The following is a 16,815-nucleotide window of genomic DNA, read 5'->3' as shown; positions in this document are numbered from 1 at the left end:
AGCCGAACTCAGCTCCACAAAGCGAATCCGGCCGCAATCCGATAAACGCACACGGCAAATCAGGCCCCATGCGGGACGAGAAGAGAAGTGGTGGTCCAGAGGATTGGCCGCTCCGGGACCGTCCGCGCCGATGCGTGTCCGGTGCTCCCTGCCGAGCGACTAGGGAACACTACGCCCGCCGGACGCCGGATGCAAACCGGGGTACGGCCACCGGACCGGCGCACGCCTGAGGGCTGCCCGGTCGGTACGGCGTGTACCGACCGGGCAGCCCTCAGGGTCGAACAGGAACAGGGTCGCGCAGCGGGGCGGGCTCAGGCGTTGGTGGGGAAGCCCAGGTTGATCCCGCCGTGCGACGGGTCGAGCCAGCGCTGCGTCACGGCCTTGCCGCGGGTGAAGAACTGGACACCGTCGGCGCCGTAGGCGTGGGCGTCACCGAAGAGCGAGGCCTTCCAGCCGCCGAAGGAGTAGTAGGCGACCGGCACCGGGATCGGCACGTTGATGCCGACCATGCCGACCTCGACCTCGTGCTGGAAGCGGCGGGCCGCCCCGCCGTCGTTGGTGAAGATCGCGGTGCCGTTGCCGTACGGGTTGGCGTTGATCAGCGCGAGGCCGTCGTCGTACGAGGCGACCCGGACGACCGAGAGGACCGGGCCGAAGATCTCGTCGTTGTAGACGGACATACCCGGCTTGACGTGGTCGAAGAGGGTCGGGCCGAGCCAGAAGCCGTCGCTGGTGGGGGCGCCCGAGGCGTCCTCCGTCGTGACCGGGTGCTTGCGGCCGTCGACCGCGAGCTCGGCGCCGTCCGCCAGGCCGGACTCGACGTACGAGGTGACCTTGTCACGGTGCTGGCCGGTGACCAGCGGGCCCATCTCGGAGTCACCGTTGCAACCGGGGCCCACCTTGAGGGGGGCCATCCGCTGCTTGATCTTCTCGACCAGCTCGTCGCCGATCGGGTCGACCGCGACCAGGACGGAGATCGCCATGCAGCGCTCACCGGCCGAGCCGAAACCGGCGTTGATGGCGGCGTCGGCGGCGAGGTCGAGGTCCGCGTCCGGGAGGACCAGCATGTGGTTCTTCGCGCCGCCGAGCGCCTGCACCCGCTTGCCGTACCGGGTGCCGGTCTCGTAGACGTAGCGGGCGATCGGGGTGGAGCCGACGAAGCTGACCGACTTGACGTCGGGGTGCTCCAGCAGGCGGTCCACTGCCACCTTGTCGCCGTGGACGACGTTGAAGACGCCGTCCGGGAGGCCCGCGTCCTTCCACATCTGCGCCATCAGGTTGGCGGCCGTCGGGTCCTTCTCCGAGGGCTTGAGCACCACGGTGTTGCCCGCCGCGATGGCGATCGGGAAGAACCAGAGCGGGACCATCGCCGGGAAGTTGAACGGCGAGATGATCGCGACCGGGCCGAGCGGCTGACGGATCGAGTACACGTCGATGCCGGTGGAGGCCTGCTCCGTGAAGCCGCCCTTGATCAGCTGCGGGATGCCGCAGGCGTACTCGATGACCTCCTGGCCGCGGCCGATCTCGCCGAGCGCGTCCGAGTGCACCTTGCCGTGCTCGGAGACGATGATCGCGGCGAGCTCGTCCTTGCGGGCGTTGAAGATCTCACGGAAGGCGAAGAGCACCTGGGTGCGCTTGGCGATCGAGGCGTGGCGCCAGGACGAGAAGGCCGAGGCGGCGGCCGCGACGGCCTGGTCGACCTCGGCGATGTCCGCGAAGTCAACCTGGCCGGTGATCTGACCGGTGGCCGGGTCGAAGATGTCGCCCCGGCGCGGCGCGGCGCCGGCGGTGGCTACGGCGGCACCGTTGATCCAGTGGGTGGTGTGCTTGGTCTCGATGGGCTTGCTCAAGATCGTCTGCCTCCGAAGTCCGTGCGGCACACCGGCCGCCGGTCCCTGTCTGCGGCGCCACCCGACAACGGCCGGGCGGCGGGATCACGGGGCTACCGCGCTCGACTCCAGTCTGCGGACGGGCCGGGCCCGCCTCAACGAGCAGCATGACGGGGATCGGAGATTCAGCCTTACAGGTCGTCGGGTGGGCCATCCGGCGGGTGCCGTCCGTCGAGCTCCCTCAGGTAGAGCGAGGCCGCCGCTTCGTGCAGCGCCAGCTCCAGCAGGACCGGTTCGATCAGCGCTCCCGACCCGTCCGGCGGGAGCAGCCAGCGCACGCCACGACCGCCGTCCGGGCCGGCGTCCCGGGTGCGGCCGGCCGGGTGCGGGATGACGACCCAGGTGCCGTAGCCCGCGCCGCGCACACCGGTACCGATCCACCGGGCGGCCGTTCCGACCGGAACCAGGAACCCGATGTTCTCGTCCCCGAAGTCGGCGAACACCGGTCCCCCGCCGCCGGGCAGCCCGGCCAGGGCGGCGAGCGTGAGGTGTCCCAGAGCACCGGGCACCAGCAGGACGTCCCAGAGCCGCCCGGCCGGCAGCAGCGTGACGCCGCAGCCGGTGCGTTCCCACTCGCGTCGGCACGCCTCTGGGTCGGCGGCGGCCGCAGCCAGCCAGTCCGCCGCGTCGGCGCGTGGGGTGCGCTCCATGACTCGTCCTCCGCTCGTGGGCCTTCTCCTCTGGAGAGGACGGCGGCGGCACTCTCTTACACACTTTCCGCGAAGGGGTACGACCGGCTCACACCTCCGGCCCGACCAGCCGGAAGGCGGCACGGCGGTAAGGCGGTAAGGCGGTGGGCGGGGGTGGCGGGAAAGGCCGAAGGGGTGCACCCCGTCACGGAGTGCACCCCCACCTGGACAACGCGGACCGCCGCTTACCCGGACGACCCGGAGTACCGCGGTACCCGCCGGCGGTCAGCTGTCGAAGCCGAGCCCTGCCCGGTCCAGCGTCCGCAGCCACAGGTTCCGCCGGCCGCCGTTGCGGTCGGAGCGGTCCAGCGACCATTTGGTCATCTCGATGCCCGCCCACCGCACCGGTTCCGGCGGGAACGGCATCGGCTTGCTGCGCACCATCTCCAGCGATGTGCGCTCGGTGACCTCGCCGGCCAGCAGGTCGAGCATGACCTCGGCCCCGAACCGGGTCGCGCCGACCCCGAGACCGGTGAAGCCGGCCGCGTAGGCGACGCGGCCCCGGTAGGCGGTGTCGAAGAACGCCGAGAAGCGGCTGCAGGTGTCGATCGCCCCGCCCCACGCGTTGGTGAAGCGCACCCCCTCCAACTGCGGGAAGGTCTGGAAGAACTGCCGGGCGAGCGTCTGGAAGGTCTCCGGCCGCTGGTCGTACTCGGCCCGGACCTGGCCGCCGAAGTGGTAGATCGTGTCGTAGCCGCCCCAGAGGATGCGGTTGTCTGCGGAGAGCCGGAAGTAGTGGAACTTGTTGGCGCTGTCGCTGAGCCCCTGCCGGCCGCTCCAGCCGATGGCGGCCAGTTGCTCGTCGGTGAGCGGCTCGGTCATCAGGGCGTAGTCGTACACCGGGACGACGTACGGTCGCACCCGCTTGACCAGCGACGGGAAGACGTTGGTGCCGAGTGCGACCCGGCGGGCGTAGACCCGGCCGTAGGAGGTGCGGACGGCCATGCCGCTGCCGTGCTCGGCCAGGTCGGTGGCCTGGGTGCGCTCGAAGATCCGGACGCCCTGCGCGAGGCAGGCGGCCCGCAGGCCCCAGGCCAGCTTGGCCGGGTGGAGCATGGCCACGCCGTCCTTGTCCCAGACCCCGCCGAGGAAGGTCGGCGAGTCGACCTGCTTGCGCAGCTGGTCGGCGTCCAGGACGGTCAGTTCGAGGCCGTACTCGGCGACCGCCTCGGCGACCTCGTGCAGTTCGGCCAGCTGGTGCGGCTGGGTGGCGATGTCGATCTCGCCCGTGCGCTCCCACTCGCAGTCGAGGTCGTAGCGCTCGACCGCGTCCTCGATGGCCTGCAGGTTGGCCTGGCCCTGGCGCTCCAGCTCGCCGAGCTCGCCCGGCCAGCGTTGCAGCCCGTTGCCGAAACCGTGGGTCAGGCTGGCGGCGCAGAACCCGCCGTTGCGCCCGGAGGCCGCCCACCCCACCTCGTGGCCCTCGATCAGGACGACGTCCAGCGAGGGGTCGCGCTCCTTGGCGATCAGCGCGGTCCACAGGCCGGAGTAGCCGCCGCCGACCACCAGCAGGTCGCACTTGGTGTCGCCGACCAGGGCGGGGAGGGCCTCCGGCCGCCCCGGGTCTTCGAGCCAGAAGGGGGTGGGCCGAGCATCACTGAGCGCACGGGCAGAGTCCATGCTGTATCAGCTACTTTCTGATCCTTGGTGGTGATTTGAGCGTAACAAGAGAGCCCGGTCGAGCACCGGGTTCACCCGCGGGCCCGGTCAGGCCCGCGCCTTGCGACGGTTGGCGAGCCACTGGCCGGCCACCGTGAAGACCACCGCGGCGATGAACATCCCGGTACCGATCACGTTGACCTGGACCGGGATGCCGCGCTGCGAGGCGCCCCAGACGAACATCGGGAAGGTGACCGTAGTCGGGCCCGAGTTGAACTGGGTGATGATGAAGTCGTCGAAGGAGAGCGCGAAGCTGAGCAGCGCGCCGGCGGCGATGCCGGGGGCGACCAGCGGGAGGGTGATCCGCAGGAAGGTCTGGGTCGGGGTGGCGTAGAGGTCCTGGGCGGCCTGTTCCAGCCGGGGGTCCATGCTCATCACGCGCGCCTTGACCGCCGTCACCACGAAGCTGAGGCAGAACATGATGTGCGCGATCAGGATGGTCAGGAAGCCGAACTGGATCCGCATGTTGAGGAAGAGCGTGCCCAGCGAGGCCGCCATGACAACCTCGGGCATCGCCATCGGCAGGAAGATCAGCGCGGTGGTCGCGGCCCGTCCGCGGAAGCGGTAGCGGGCGAGGGCGAAGGCGACCATGGTGCCGAGCACGGTGGCGCCGAGGGTGGCGAGCAGGGCGATCTGCAGGCTGAGCGAGAGCGAGCCGCACATGTCGGCGACGCCGCAGGGGTTGGTCCAGGCGTCGGTGGAGAACTGGGACCACTCGTAGTTGAACTTGCCCGCGGGCTTGTTGAACGAGAAGGCCAGCACCACCAGGTTCGGCAGCACCAGGTAGGCGAGGGCGAGGATGCCGGCCACCACCACCAGGTGCGCACGCACCCACTTCAGAAGTCGGGACATCAGACCAGCTCCTCCGTCCCGGCCTTGCGCATGTAGACCGTCACCATGCCCAGGATCAGGGCCATCAGGATGAAACTCAGCGCGGCCGCCGTCGGGTAGGCGAGCACGTTCAGGAACTGCTTCTGGATGCCGTTGCCGACCATCTGCTCGCTCGGCGAGCCGAGCAGCTGGGCGTTGATGTAGTCGCCGGAGGCCGGGATGAAGGTGAGCAGCGTGCCCGCCACCACGCCCGGCAGCGAGATCGGGAAGGTGACCGTGCGGAAGGTGGTGAACGGCCTTGCGTACAGGTCGTTCGCCGCCTCGTGCAGCCTGGGGTCGATCCGCTCCAGCGAGGTGTAGAGCGGCAGGATCATGAACGGCAGGAAGTTGTACGTCAGGCCGCAGACCACCGCGAGCGGCGTGGCCAGGACCCGGTGGCCCGAGGTCAGGCCGACCGCGTCGGTGAGGGCCAGCAGGTGCAGGTGGTTCAGCAGGCCGACCACCGGGCCGCCGTCCGAGAGGATGGTCTTCCAGGCGAGGGTGCGGATCAGGAAGCTGGTGAAGAAGGGGGCGATCACCAGGATCAGGATGACGTTGCGCCAGCGCTGGTTGGCCTTGAAGGCGATGGTGTACGCGAGCGGGTAGCCGATCGCCAGGCAGAGCACGGTGGCGATCGCGGCGTACGAGAACGAGCGGACGAAGTGCCACTTGTACTCGACCAGCGCGTCCCAGTAGGTGGCGAAGTGCCAGGTGAGCCGGAAGCCCTGCTCCAGCGAGCCGGTCTGCAGGGAGGTGGAGCCCTGGTAGACCATCGGGATCGCGAAGAAGACGACCAGCCAGGCGATGCCGGGGAGCAGCAGCCAGTACGCGGTGAGCTTGCGGCGCTTGCGGCGCGCCGTTTCGAGCGGCACGGCCTGGGGAGGCGCGGCCTCGGTCACGGTGGTCACGCGGCCGCCTCCCCGGTGCCGGCGTCGATCGCCTGGGCGGCGTCGAGGCCGAAGGAGTGGGCCGGGTTCCAGTGCAGGACGACGGGGGCGCCGGCGGCTATCCGGGTGTCGCGGTCCATGTTCTGCTCGAAGACGGCGATCTCCTGGCCGGCCGCGGAGCGGACCACGTACTGGGTGGAGACGCCGATGAAGCTGGAGTCGACCACGGTGCCGGTGAGCCGGTTGCGGCCCTCCGCGATGCCGGCGGCGGCGGAGGCGTGCGCGAGGGTGATCTTCTCGGGGCGGACGCCGAGGTAGACCTTCTTGGCCTCGGTGGCGCAGCGGGCCTTCGGGACGGCGAGCCGGACGCCGTCGGCGCTGAGCAGCAGGTCGCCGTCGGCGCTGCCGGTGACCTCGGCGGCGATCAGGTTGGACTGGCCGAGGAAGTTGGCGACGAAGGTGGTGCCCGGGTTCTCGTACAGGTCGGCGGGGGCGCCGAGCTGCTCGACCCGTCCGGCGTTCATCACCGCGATGGTGTCGGCCATGGTCATGGCCTCCTCCTGGTCGTGGGTGACGTGGACGAAGGTGATGCCGACCTCGGTCTGGATGCGCTTGAGCTCCAGCTGCATCTGGCGGCGCAGCTTGAGGTCGAGGGCGCCGAGCGGCTCGTCGAGCAGCAGCACCTGCGGGTGGTTGATCAGGGCGCGGGCGACGGCGACGCGCTGCTGCTGGCCGCCCGAGAGCTGGTGCGGCTTGCGGCGGGCGTACTGGCCGAGCTCGACGAGTTCGAGCATGTCCTCGACCTGCTTCTTGACGTCCTTCTTGCCCCGGCGGCGCAGGCCGAAGGCGACGTTCTCGAAGATGTCGAGGTGCGGGAAGAGCGCGTAGCTCTGGAAGACGGTGTTCACCGGGCGCTTGTACGGGGGGAGGTCGGTGACGTCCTGGCCGCCGATCAGGACGGTGCCGCTGGTGGGCTCCTCCAGGCCGGCGATCATGCGCAGGGTGGTGGTCTTGCCGCAGCCGGAGGCGCCGAGCAGGGCGAAGAACGAGCCCTGGGGCACCGTCAGGTCGAGCGGTTGGACGGCGGTGAAGTCGCCGTAGGTCTTGCCGATGCCGGTGAGGCGGACGTCTCCACCGGCGGTCGCCGCTTCGGGCTGCTGCTCAGTCATGGTGTCTCTCTGTCAATGGCCGTACAGGTACCAGGGCCGTACGTGGGGGAGGTCGGAGGGTCCGGCAGTACGGGGAGCGGCCCCCTGCCGGCGGCCCTCCCAGGCGCCGGTCGGCGGGGTCAGGCGCCGATCAGTCTGGAGAACTTCTCCTCGAAGTCGCTCTCCTCTGCCTCGGTCAGGCTCCGGAAGACGTGGACCTTGGCGGCCATCTCCGGGGTGGGGATGACCAGCGGGTTCGACGCCGCGTCAGGGGCGAGCTTGACGAGCTCGTCCTTGACGCCGGTGACCGGGGACACGTAGCCGATACCCGCCGTCAGTTCGGCCGCGATCTTCGGCTGATAGTAGAAGTTGATCAGCAGCTCGGCGTTCTTCTTGTGCTGGGCCTTCGCCGGGATCATCAGGTTGTCGGTGGAGGCGACGTAGCCCTGGTCCGGGATGACGAACTCGATGTCGGGGTTGTCGGCCTTGAGCTGGATCAGGTCGCCGCCCCAGGCGAGGCAGGCCGCGATGTCGCCGGAGGAGAGCTCCTGGCCGTAGTCGTTGCCGGTGAACTTGCGGATCTGCTTGCTGTCCACACCCCGTTGCAGCCGGGCGATGGCGGCGTTGTAGTCGTCGGCGGTGAACTTCGCCGGGTCCTTGCCCAGGTCCAGCAGGGTCATCCCGACGGTGTCGCGCATCTCGGAGAGGAAGGTGACCCGGCCCTTCAGGTCCGGGTCGTCGAGCAGCTGGGAGACGCTGCTGACGACCTTCCCCTTGGTCGCCTTCTTGTTGTAGGCGACCACGACCTGGATCCCGGCCCACGGGTAGCTGTAGAGCCGGCCCGGGTCCCAGTCGGGGGCCCGGAACCGGTCCTCCAGGTTGGTGATGGCGTTGGTGACGTTGGCCATCTCCAGCTTCTGCGCCCAGCCGAGCCGGATCAGCTTCCCGGCCATCCAGTCGGTCAGCACCATCAGGTCGCGGCCGGTGTCCTGGCCGGCCGCGAGCTGGGGCTTGACCTTGCCGAAGAACTCGACGTTGTCGTTGATGTCCTCGTTGTAGCGGACCTTCACACCCGTGGCGGCGGTGAACTCGTCCAGGCTGGGGTGCTTGTCCTTGTTCTTGTCGTCCACGTCGATGTAGAGCGGCCAGTTGGAGAAGTCGACCACCTTCTCCGTGTCGGAGAGGTCCTTGGCCGAGTTCGCCGGGGCGTCACCGGTCGCGGACACCGTCCTGGCCGGCGGGATGCCGCAGGCGGCGAGCGATCCCGCGCCGGCCAGCAGGGTGGTGGCGCGCAGCAGAGCGCGCCGGGTCATCGCGGCCCGGCCGCTGGTCAGACTGCGTTCCCACGCCTTGCGGACCGGCTCCGGCAGACCGCCGGCTATCTCGTGGAGCTCCATGCGGGGACACCCTCCTGGGGGAAGAGGCTGGGAGACGACGGGGGTTATCTGTCTCCGAAGATCGTGCGGTGCCAGTCCTTGCGGGCGACCGCCGTGGTGTCGAACATGACGTGCTTGACCTGCGTGTACTCGTCCAGCGAGTACTGCGACATGTCCTTGCCGTAGCCGGAGGACTTGTAGCCGCCGTGCGGCATCTCGCTGAGGATCGGGATGTGGTCGTTGACCCACACACAGCCGGCCGCGATCTCGCGGGTGGCGCGCAGCGAGCGGTGGATGTCCCGGGTCCAGGCGGAGGCGGCCAGGCCGTAGGGGGTGTCGTTGGCCAGCCGCAGGCCCTCGTCGTCGGAGTCGAAGGGCAGCGCGACGAGCACCGGGCCGAAGATCTCGCCCTGCACCACCTCGCTGTCCTGGGCGACCCCGGTGATCAGGGTGGGGAGGTAGTACGCGCCGCGGGTGAGGTCGGTGCCGTCGTGGCCCGTGCCGGGCGCCCGGCCGCCGGTCACGACGGTGGCGCCGTAGCCGCGGGCCCGCTCGACGAAGCCGGCCACCCGGTCCCGGTGGGTGTACGAGACCAGCGGGCCGAGGTCGGTCTGCGGGTTCACCGGATCGCCGAGGCGGATCGCGGCGAACAGCTCGGCGACGCCCGCGACGAACGCGTCGTACAGCGGGCGCTGGACGTACGCGCGGGTCGCGGCGGTGCAGTCCTGGCCGCTGTTGATCAGCGAGGCGGCGACCGCGCCGTGCACGGCGGCGTCCAGGTCCGCGTCGTCGAAGACCACGAACGGAGCCTTGCCGCCGAGTTCGAGGTGGGTGCGCTTGACGGTCGCGGTGGCGAGCTCGGCGACACGCTTGCCGACGGGGGTGGAGCCGGTGAAGGAGACCATCGCGACGTCGGGGTGCGAGACCAGGCGCTCGCCGGCGGTGCGTCCGGCGCCGGTGACGACGTTGACCACGCCGTCGGGGATGCCCGCCTCGGTGCAGGCCCGGGCGAACATCAGCGAGGTCAGCGGGGTGAGCTCCGCGGGCTTGAGCACGATGGTGTTGCCGGCCGCGATCGCCGGGAGGATCTTCCAGGCCGCCATCTGCAGCGGGTAGTTCCACGGCGAGATCGAACCGACCACGCCGATCGCCTCGCGGCGGACGTACGAGGTGTGGTCGCCGGAGTACTCCCCCGCCGCCTTGCCCTCCAGGTTGCGGGCCGCGCCGGCGAAGAACGCGGTGTTGTCGACGGTGCCGGGCACGTCGAACTCGGTCGAGAGCTTGATCGGCTTGCCGGTCTGCGCGGTCTCGACCCGGGCGAACTCCTCGGCCCGGTCGGCGAGGATGCCGGCCAGCTTGAGAAGCGCTGCCGAGCGGGCGCCGGGGGTGGCGGACGCCCACTCGGGCAGCGCCGACTTTGCGGCCGCGACGGCCGTGTCGACGTCGGCGGTGGAGGCCAGCAGGACCTGCTGGACCACGCTGCCGTCGGCGGGGTTGACGACCTGGAAGGGCTCGGTTCCGGTGCCTTCGGTCAGCCGGCCCGCGATGTACTGCGCGCCTGCGCTGAAGTCGGTCAGGTCCATCAGGTTTCCTCCATGTGCCCGGGTGGTCCGGTGCCTCTACCGCTGCCGAGTGCTGACGGCGGGGATGAATGCGAGGGTGACTGTTCGTCATGCTGCACGCATCGGTCGGCGTGACGGCGCACCGCGGGCGGTCGTCCTGGTTCGGGTCGCGGCGGTGCGGGCATCCGGCGGATAGCCGGGGTTTTGCGCGATCCTGGCAGCCTCAGGCGGGGCCCACAAGGGATTCCGCTGTTGCTTTCTGGTGACGCAACGAATTCCGACGGACACGCCCGCACTTCGCTGCGCCTGACTCGCTGACGATGCCCCGCGCGGCCTACAGGTGACAAGGGTCACTGCGGCAAGCCACCCGGCAAGGGCCTTACACAGTGCAAGGGGCCGGCGGAGGCGACAGACCGTCGCCACCAGGGATGATTCTCCTGACAGTCTGAACCCCCATGGAGGCCCGCCGTGCTCCCCACCGTCGCCCGTGTGCTCGAACTGGACGCGATGCGGCGCGGCCTGCCCCAGGTGGTGGCGGGCGCCGACCACCTGGAACGCCCGATCCGCTGGGTGCACGTCAGCGAGCTGCCCGACGTCGCCGGGATGCTGCAGGGCGGCGAGCTGGTGCTGACCACCGGCATCGCGCTGCCCGAGGACCGCGAAGGGCTGGCCCGCTACGTCCGGGAGCTGGACGAGATCGGCGTGGCCGGGCTGGTGGTGGAGTTCGGGCGGCGCTACTTCGACAACCTGCCCCGGGCCCTGGTGCACGCCGCCGAGCAGCGCGGGCTGCCCCTGATCGCGCTCCGCCGCGAGGTGCGCTTCGTCGCCGTCACCGAAGCCGTGCACGCGCTGGTGGTCAACGCGCAGCTGGAGCAGCTGCGCAGCTCGGAGGCGGTGCACCAGGTCTTCAACGAGCTGGCCGTGGAGGGCGCCGAACCGGGCGAGGTGGTCCGCCAGGTGGCGATGATGGCCGGTGCACCGGTGGTGCTGGAGAACCTGGCGCACCAGGTGCTCGCCCACGACTCCGCCGGCCGCCCGGAGGCCGAGCTGCTGGAGGGCTGGGAGCGCCGCTCACGCGGGGTCCGGCCGCCGGGGCGGACGGGCCACGACCCGCGCAGCGGCTGGCTGGTCACCACGGTGGGGGCGCGCGGCCAGGACTGGGGGCGCCTGGTACTCGTCCACGATCCCGGCCCGCTGCCGGCCGACACGCCCCACCCGCACGCGATGCTGCTGGAACGCGGCGCGGCCACCCTGGCGCTGAACCGGCTGGTGGTCCGCGACCGGGAGAGCCTGGAGCGGCAGACCCACCGGACCCTGCTCGCGGGCATCCTCACGCACGCGCTGACGGTCTCGGAGGTGGCGCTGCGGGCCCAGGCGCTCGGGGTCCCGCTGGAGAGCCGCCGCCTGGTCGGCGTGATGCTCCGGGAGCGCCGGGGGCCGATCCCGGCCGCGCTGGAGGCGCAGGCCCGGCTGCGCGACTTCACCGAGCTGGCCGCCACCGCGATCCGGACCTGCCGGCTCTCCGCGCTGGTCGGCGCGCTCGACGACGAGGGTGTCGGCCTGCTGATCGCGCTCGGCTCCCAGCAGGACGAGCACTCCGCGCTGGAGGCGTTCGCCGCGGCGCTGCGCAAGCTGGCCGCCGACAGCGCGCGGGGCGGCACGGCGGCGGAGCCGGTGATCGCGGTCGGCTCCTCCGTCGGCTCGGTCCGCGACGCCCGGCGCACCCTGCTGGAGGCGACCCAGGTCGCCGACGCGGCGTTGCACGACGCGCCCGGCGGCCGGGCCGCCGCGTACTACCGGCTGCCGGACGTCCGGCTGCGCGGACTGCTGCACCTGCTGCGGGACGACGCCCGGCTCCAGACGTACGTGGAGCGCGAACTGGGTCCGCTGCTCGCCTACGACGCCGAGCACGGCAGCCAGCTGGTGCAGATGCTGCGGGTCTACCTGGAACAGGGGCGGAACAAGTCGGCTGCGGCGGACGCGGCGCACCTGTCCCGGCCGTCCTTCTACGACCGGCTGCACAAGGTCGAGCGGATCCTCGCGGTGGACCTGGACCAGGTGGAGTCCTGCCTCTCGCTGCACGTCGCACTGCTCGCACTCGACGCGGTTCGCCGCTGAGCGGCAACCACAGCATGGGCGCGGGGAACTGCGCGCGCAACCGTGCACCTTCGTCGTGCCCTGGTCGCGCAGTTCCCCGCGCCCCTTGGGGGGAACCCGTCCTGAACGGTCACACTCCCGCGACCTGGCCCCAGATCTGGTGGAAGTCGGGGCGCTCGGCCGCCGTGACGTCGCGCATGGTCTGGAGCTTGGCGCGGATCTCGGCGGTGGGGAAGATCAGCGGTTCGTCGGCGAGTGCCGCGGTGTCGGCGTCGGTGCTCCGGGCGAGGACCTCGCGGGCGGCCGGCACCGGGCAGATGTACTGGACGAAGGCGGCGAGCTGGGCGGCCACCTCGGGCTGGTAGTAGTAGTCCATCAGCTTCTCGGCGTTGCTCTTGTGGTCGGCCCGGTTGGGGATCATCAGGCTCTCCGCCCAGAGTTCGGCGCCCTCCTCCGGCACGACGAACTCGATGTCGGGGTTCTGCGCCCGCAGCTGGATCACGTCGCCCGAGTACGCCTGGCACGCCACGGCCGCGCCCGAGGCCAGGTCGCTGGTGTAGTCGTTGCCGGTGAAACGGCGGATGTGCTTGGTGTCGACCAGCTTCTGCACCTGGTTCATCGCCTTGTGCGCGTCGTCGGCGGTGAACTTGGCGATGTCGGCGCCGTTGGCCAGCATCAGCAGCCCGAGTGCCTCGTCCATCCCGGCGAACAGCGTGATCCGGCCCTTGAGGTCGGGCGCCCAGAGGTCCGAGGTGCGCTTGATCTCGCGGCCGAGCGCCTTCCGGTTGTAGGCGATCCCGGTGATGCCGGACTGCCACGGCACGCTGTGCGAGCGGTCGGGGTCGAACGCGGGGTGGCTGAGCTGCGGGTCGAGGTACTTGGTGACGTTCGGCAGGTTCGCCTTGTCCAGCGTCTCCACCCACCCGAGCGCCACGTACCGGCCGGCCATCCAGTCACTGATCACCATCAGGTCCCGCCCCGGATCGCCACCCTGGGCGAGGACCGGGCTGATCTTGCCGAAGAACTCGTCGTTGTCGTTGATGTCCTCGGTGTACGTGACGGCTATCCCGGTGCGCTTCTGGAACTCCTCCAGGGTCGGGCGCTTGCCGGCCTTGTCCACGTCGATGTACTGCGTCCAGTTGGAGAACTGGAGCGACCTGTCCCGGTCCGACCGGTCGGCCGCCGTGCGCTGCTCCTCCGGTACGTACGCGGCGGGGATGCCGCAGGCGGACAGGCCGCCCAGGCCGAGCAGACCGAGGGCGCCGAGGGCGGAGCGGCGGGACAGCGGGGCACTGCGCATGGGGGATCGTCTCCGGGCACGGGAAGGAACGGCCCCGGGCGGCGGGTGCCCGGGGCCGTACATCGGATGGTCAGAGCGTCGGACGGTGTGCGCGTCGGACGGTGTGCTTGTCAGACGGTGTGCGCGTCCGCCAACGAGAGCACCTCGTCCAGGATCGCGAGGCCGGCCTTGGCGTCCTCCTCGGTGACGTTGCACGGCGGGACCACGTGGAGGCGGTTCATGTTGACGAACGGCCACAGCCCGCGCTGCTTGCAGGCGGCGGCCAGCTCGGCCATCGGCGCGTTGGCGGCGCCGGCGGCGTTGTACGGCACCAGCGGCTCCCGGGTCTCACGGTTCTTCACCAGGTCGAGGGCCCAGAAGACGCCGAGGCCGCGCACCTCCCCGATGACGGGGTGACGCTCCGCCAGCTCGCGCAGGCCGGGGCCGAGGACGGTCTCGCCGATGTGCTTGGCGTTCTCGACGATGCCCTCCTCGGCCATCGCATTGATGGTCGCCACGGCGGAGGCGCAGGCCAGCGGGTGGCCCGAGTAGGTGAGGCCGCCGGGGAACGGGCGCTCGGCGAAGGTCGCCGCGATCGCGTTGTTGATCGCCACGCCGCCCAGCGGCACGTACCCGGAGTTGACGCCCTTGGCGAAGGTCAGCAGGTCCGGGACGACACCCCAGTGGTCGGCGGCGAACCACTCGCCCGTACGGCCGAACCCGGCCATCACCTCGTCCAGGATGAAGACGATCCCGTAGCGGTCGCAGATCTCCCGGACCCCGGCGAGGTAGCCGGCCGGCGGAATCAGGATGCCGGCGGTGCCGACCACGCTTTCCAGGATGATCGCCGCGACGGTGCCGGGGCCCTCGAAGGCGACGGTCTCCTCCAGGTGGCGGAGCGCGCGCTCGCACTCCTGCGCCTCGTTCTCGGCGTGGAAGTTGGAGCGGTAGGCGTACGGGCCCCAGAAGTGCACGACGCCGGAGATGCCGATCTCGCTGGCCCAGCGGCGCGGGTCACCCGTGAGGGCGATCGCGTTGGCGGTGGCGCCGTGGTACGAGCGGTAGGTGGACATCACCTTCTGACGGCCGGTGTGCAGCCGGGCCATCCGGATCGCGTTCTCGACGGCCTCGGCGCCGCCGTTGGTGAAGAAGACCTTGTCCAGGTCACCGGGGGTCCGCTCGGCGATCAGCCGGGCGGCCTCGCTGCGGGACTCGACCGCGAAGCCGGGCGCCATGGTGCACATCTTCGCCGCCTGCTCCTGGATGGCGGCGACCACCTTCGGGTGCTGGTGCCCGATGTTGGTGTTGACCAGCTGGGAGGAGAAGTCGAGGTATCGGTTGCCGTCGTAGTCCCAGAAGTAGGAGCCCTCGGCGCCGGCCACCGCGAGGGGGTCGATCAGTGCCTGGGCGGACCACGAGTGGAAGACGTGCGCGCGGTCGGCGGCCTTGACTGCCTGCCCGGCGGCTGAGTCAGCGGTGGGGATGCTCATAGCCGTAAGGGTAGGGAACCGCCCGGCTGACGTGCAGTTGCATCTTGTCAGGCGGTCACCGCGTCGGCCGACACCCTGAAAGGGCCGCGGCAGCGCAGGACGGAACAAGCTCAGGGCAACCACAACAGGGACGCGTGGGAGTGACCCCCACGCGCCCCTGTGGGTTGCCCAGGTGCGTACGGCTACCCGCGCCCCTGGAGGGTCAGCCCGCTCAGATGGCCGTCATGACGTGCTTGACGCGGGTGTAGTCCTCGAAGCCGTACGAGGAGAGGTCCTTGCCGTAGCCGGACTTCTTGAAACCGCCGTGCGGCATCTCGGCGACCAGCGGGATGTGGGTGTTGATCCAGACGCAGCCGAAGTCGAGCCGACGGGACATCCGCATCGCGCGGGCGTGGTCCTTCGTCCAGACGGAGGAGGCCAGGGCGAACTCCACCCCGTTGGCGTAGTCGACGGCCTGGTCCTCGTCGGTGAACTTCTGCACGGTGATGACCGGGCCGAAGACCTCGTTCTGGATGATCTCGTCGTCCTGGTTCAGGCCCGAGACGACGGTCGGCGCGTAGAAGTAGCCGACCTCGCCGACCCGGTGGCCGCCGGCCTCGACCTTGGCGTGCGCGGGGAGGCGCTCGATGAAGCCGGCCACCTGCTTGAGCTGGTTGGCGTTGTTCAGCGGGCCGTAGAGGACGTCCTCGTCGTCGACGCCGCCGGTCTTGGTGTCGGCGGCGGCCTTGGCCAGCGCGGTCACGAAGTCGTCGTGGATGGACTCGTGCACCAGGACGCGGGTAGCGGCGGTGCAGTCCTGGCCGGCGTTGAAGAAGCCCGCCACCGAGATGCCCTCGACCGCCTCGGCGATGTCGGCGTCCTCGAAGACCACGACCGGGGCCTTGCCGCCCAGCTCCAGGTGGACGCGCTTGACGTCCTTGGAGGCGGACTCGGCGACCTGGATGCCGGCCCGGACGGAGCCGGTGATGGAGGCCATCGCCGGGGTGCGGTGCTCGACCATCAGCTTGCCGGTCTCGCGGTCGCCGCAGATCACGTTGAAGATGCCGGCCGGCAGCTCCAGGTCCGCCAGGATGCCGCCGATGATCTCGGCGAGCAGCACGGTGGAGGCCGGGGTGGTGTCGGAGGGCTTGAGGACGACGGCGTTGCCGGCGGCGATCGCCGGGGCGAACTTCCAGACGGCCATCATCATCGGGTAGTTCCACGGCGCGACCTGGGCGCAGACGCCGACCGGCTCGCGGCGGACGATCGAGGTCATGCCGTCCATGTACTCGCCCGCGGCCTTGCCCTCCAGCAGGCGGGCGGCGCCGGCGAAGAAGCGGATCTGGTCGGCCATCGGGCCGATCTCCTCGGACTTGGTCAGCCCGCGCGGCTTGCCGGTGTTGCGACACTCGGCGTCCACCAGCTCGTCGGCCCGCGCCTCGACCGCGTCCGCGATCTTCAGCAGCAGCTTCTGCCGGGTGCTCGGGGTGGAGTCGCGCCAGATCGGGAAGGCGGCGGCGGCCGAGGCCATGGCCGCGTCCACGTCGGCGGAGCCGGACAGCGGCGAGGTCGCGTACGCCTGGCCGGTGGTCGGGTCGACGATCTCCAGCGTGCGGCCGTCAGCCGCATCGACGAACTCACCGTTGATGTAGTTGCGCAGCGTACGAAGCTCGCTCACGGGTCTCTCCTCGGTCTGGGCCTGCCACGTTGCAGAACCGGCGCCAGGGTACCGGGCGCCGAGTGGCCGGGCCATGGAAGCCGCGGTCCACTGGTCTGGTGTGGACGCCTACACGTACACCTGGACAGGGTACCCCGCACCCTGTCGTTATCGACCGGTCCTCATTGGGAACTCAACGCAATCCGTATGCAATTTTCAAAACGACGACGAAA

Annotated in this window: 12 protein-coding genes; 1 reads left to right on the top strand and 11 read right to left on the bottom strand. The window is 70.4% G+C overall.

The features are described from left to right. Positions 1–311 precede the first annotated feature (311 nt). The 8 genes from ABD330_RS21360 to ABD330_RS21325 form a co-directional block, all read right to left on the bottom strand. Positions 312–1,838 (bottom strand): CoA-acylating methylmalonate-semialdehyde dehydrogenase, encoded by a 1,527-nt coding sequence (locus ABD330_RS21360; protein ID WP_344467518.1) that lies wholly within the window; start codon positions 1,836–1,838, stop codon positions 312–314. Positions 1,839–2,020: 182 nt separating this feature from the next. Beyond that, positions 2,021–2,539 carry a hypothetical protein gene (locus ABD330_RS21355; protein WP_344467506.1) on the bottom strand — a complete coding sequence of 173 codons (519 nt, stop codon included), beginning with the start codon at positions 2,537–2,539 and terminating at the stop codon, positions 2,021–2,023. 264 nt (positions 2,540–2,803) lie between these two features. Continuing rightward, a complete protein-coding gene (locus tag ABD330_RS21350) occupies positions 2,804–4,198 on the bottom strand; it encodes an NAD(P)/FAD-dependent oxidoreductase (protein WP_344467504.1) in 1,395 nt (464 codons plus the stop codon). An 87-nt stretch (positions 4,199–4,285) separates the two neighbouring features. Continuing rightward, on the bottom strand, positions 4,286–5,089 hold the full coding sequence (locus ABD330_RS21345) for an ABC transporter permease (RefSeq protein WP_344467502.1): 804 nt from the start codon (positions 5,087–5,089) through the stop codon (positions 4,286–4,288). Then, entirely contained in the window at positions 5,089–6,015 is a 927-nt protein-coding gene (locus ABD330_RS21340; protein WP_425555600.1) for an ABC transporter permease, read from the bottom strand. Before ABD330_RS21340 ends, ABD330_RS21345 begins: the two co-directional genes overlap by 1 nt. After that, positions 6,012–7,163, bottom strand: a complete 1,152-nt coding sequence (locus tag ABD330_RS21335) for an ABC transporter ATP-binding protein (protein ID WP_344467500.1) — start codon at positions 7,161–7,163, stop codon at positions 6,012–6,014. Before ABD330_RS21335 ends, ABD330_RS21340 begins: the two co-directional genes overlap by 4 nt. Positions 7,164–7,282: 119 nt before the next feature. Next, on the bottom strand, positions 7,283–8,539 hold the full coding sequence (locus tag ABD330_RS21330) for an ABC transporter substrate-binding protein (RefSeq protein ID WP_344467498.1): 1,257 nt from the start codon (positions 8,537–8,539) through the stop codon (positions 7,283–7,285). A gap of 44 nt (positions 8,540–8,583) precedes the next feature. Beyond that, complete coding sequence (locus ABD330_RS21325; RefSeq protein WP_344467496.1) at positions 8,584–10,101, bottom strand: gamma-aminobutyraldehyde dehydrogenase; 1,518 nt, start codon at positions 10,099–10,101, stop codon at positions 8,584–8,586. A 447-nt stretch (positions 10,102–10,548) separates the two neighbouring features. Between ABD330_RS21325 and ABD330_RS21320 the strand changes: the two genes are divergently transcribed. Beyond that, on the top strand, positions 10,549–12,198 hold the full coding sequence (locus tag ABD330_RS21320) for a PucR family transcriptional regulator (RefSeq protein WP_344467494.1): 1,650 nt from the start codon (positions 10,549–10,551) through the stop codon (positions 12,196–12,198). Positions 12,199–12,307: 109 nt separating this feature from the next. Here the strand turns inward: ABD330_RS21320 and ABD330_RS21315 are convergent, their stop codons facing one another. From ABD330_RS21315 to ABD330_RS21305, 3 genes are all read right to left on the bottom strand, one after another. Then, positions 12,308–13,477, bottom strand: coding sequence for a polyamine ABC transporter substrate-binding protein (locus ABD330_RS21315; RefSeq protein ID WP_344467492.1), 1,170 nt, complete (start codon positions 13,475–13,477; stop codon positions 12,308–12,310). A 110-nt stretch (positions 13,478–13,587) separates the two neighbouring features. After that, the gene (locus tag ABD330_RS21310) at positions 13,588–14,946 is read right to left on the bottom strand and encodes an aspartate aminotransferase family protein (RefSeq protein WP_344467490.1); all 1,359 of its coding nucleotides are present in this window, start codon (positions 14,944–14,946) and stop codon (positions 13,588–13,590) included. A 211-nt stretch (positions 14,947–15,157) separates the two neighbouring features. Beyond that, positions 15,158–16,603 carry a gamma-aminobutyraldehyde dehydrogenase gene (locus ABD330_RS21305; protein ID WP_344467488.1) on the bottom strand — a complete coding sequence of 482 codons (1,446 nt, stop codon included), beginning with the start codon at positions 16,601–16,603 and terminating at the stop codon, positions 15,158–15,160. Between the last annotated feature and the right edge of the window lie 212 nt (positions 16,604–16,815).

Origin of the sequence: Kitasatospora kazusensis, assembly GCF_039529945.1 — a bacterium.
Lineage (GTDB): Bacteria > Actinomycetota > Actinomycetes > Streptomycetales > Streptomycetaceae > Kitasatospora > Kitasatospora kazusensis.
This window is presented reverse-complemented; position numbering and strand designations above follow the sequence as displayed.

What these genes read in the sequence shown, in the direction of transcription:
- ABD330_RS21325 (WP_344467496.1), bottom strand. Translation starts at nt 10,101, where the DNA reads ATGGACCTGACCGACTTCAGCGCAGGCGCGCAGTACATCGCGGGCCGG.
- ABD330_RS21330 (WP_344467498.1), bottom strand. Translation starts at nt 8,539, where the DNA reads ATGGAGCTCCACGAGATAGCCGGCGGTCTGCCGGAGCCGGTCCGCAAG.
- ABD330_RS21345 (WP_344467502.1), bottom strand. Translation starts at nt 5,089, where the DNA reads ATGTCCCGACTTCTGAAGTGGGTGCGTGCGCACCTGGTGGTGGTGGCC.
- ABD330_RS21335 (WP_344467500.1), bottom strand. Translation starts at nt 7,163, where the DNA reads ATGACTGAGCAGCAGCCCGAAGCGGCGACCGCCGGTGGAGACGTCCGC.
- ABD330_RS21350 (WP_344467504.1), bottom strand. Translation starts at nt 4,198, where the DNA reads ATGGACTCTGCCCGTGCGCTCAGTGATGCTCGGCCCACCCCCTTCTGG.
- ABD330_RS21310 (WP_344467490.1), bottom strand. Translation starts at nt 14,946, where the DNA reads ATGAGCATCCCCACCGCTGACTCAGCCGCCGGGCAGGCAGTCAAGGCC.
- ABD330_RS21355 (WP_344467506.1), bottom strand. Translation starts at nt 2,539, where the DNA reads ATGGAGCGCACCCCACGCGCCGACGCGGCGGACTGGCTGGCTGCGGCC.
- ABD330_RS21315 (WP_344467492.1), bottom strand. Translation starts at nt 13,477, where the DNA reads ATGCGCAGTGCCCCGCTGTCCCGCCGCTCCGCCCTCGGCGCCCTCGGT.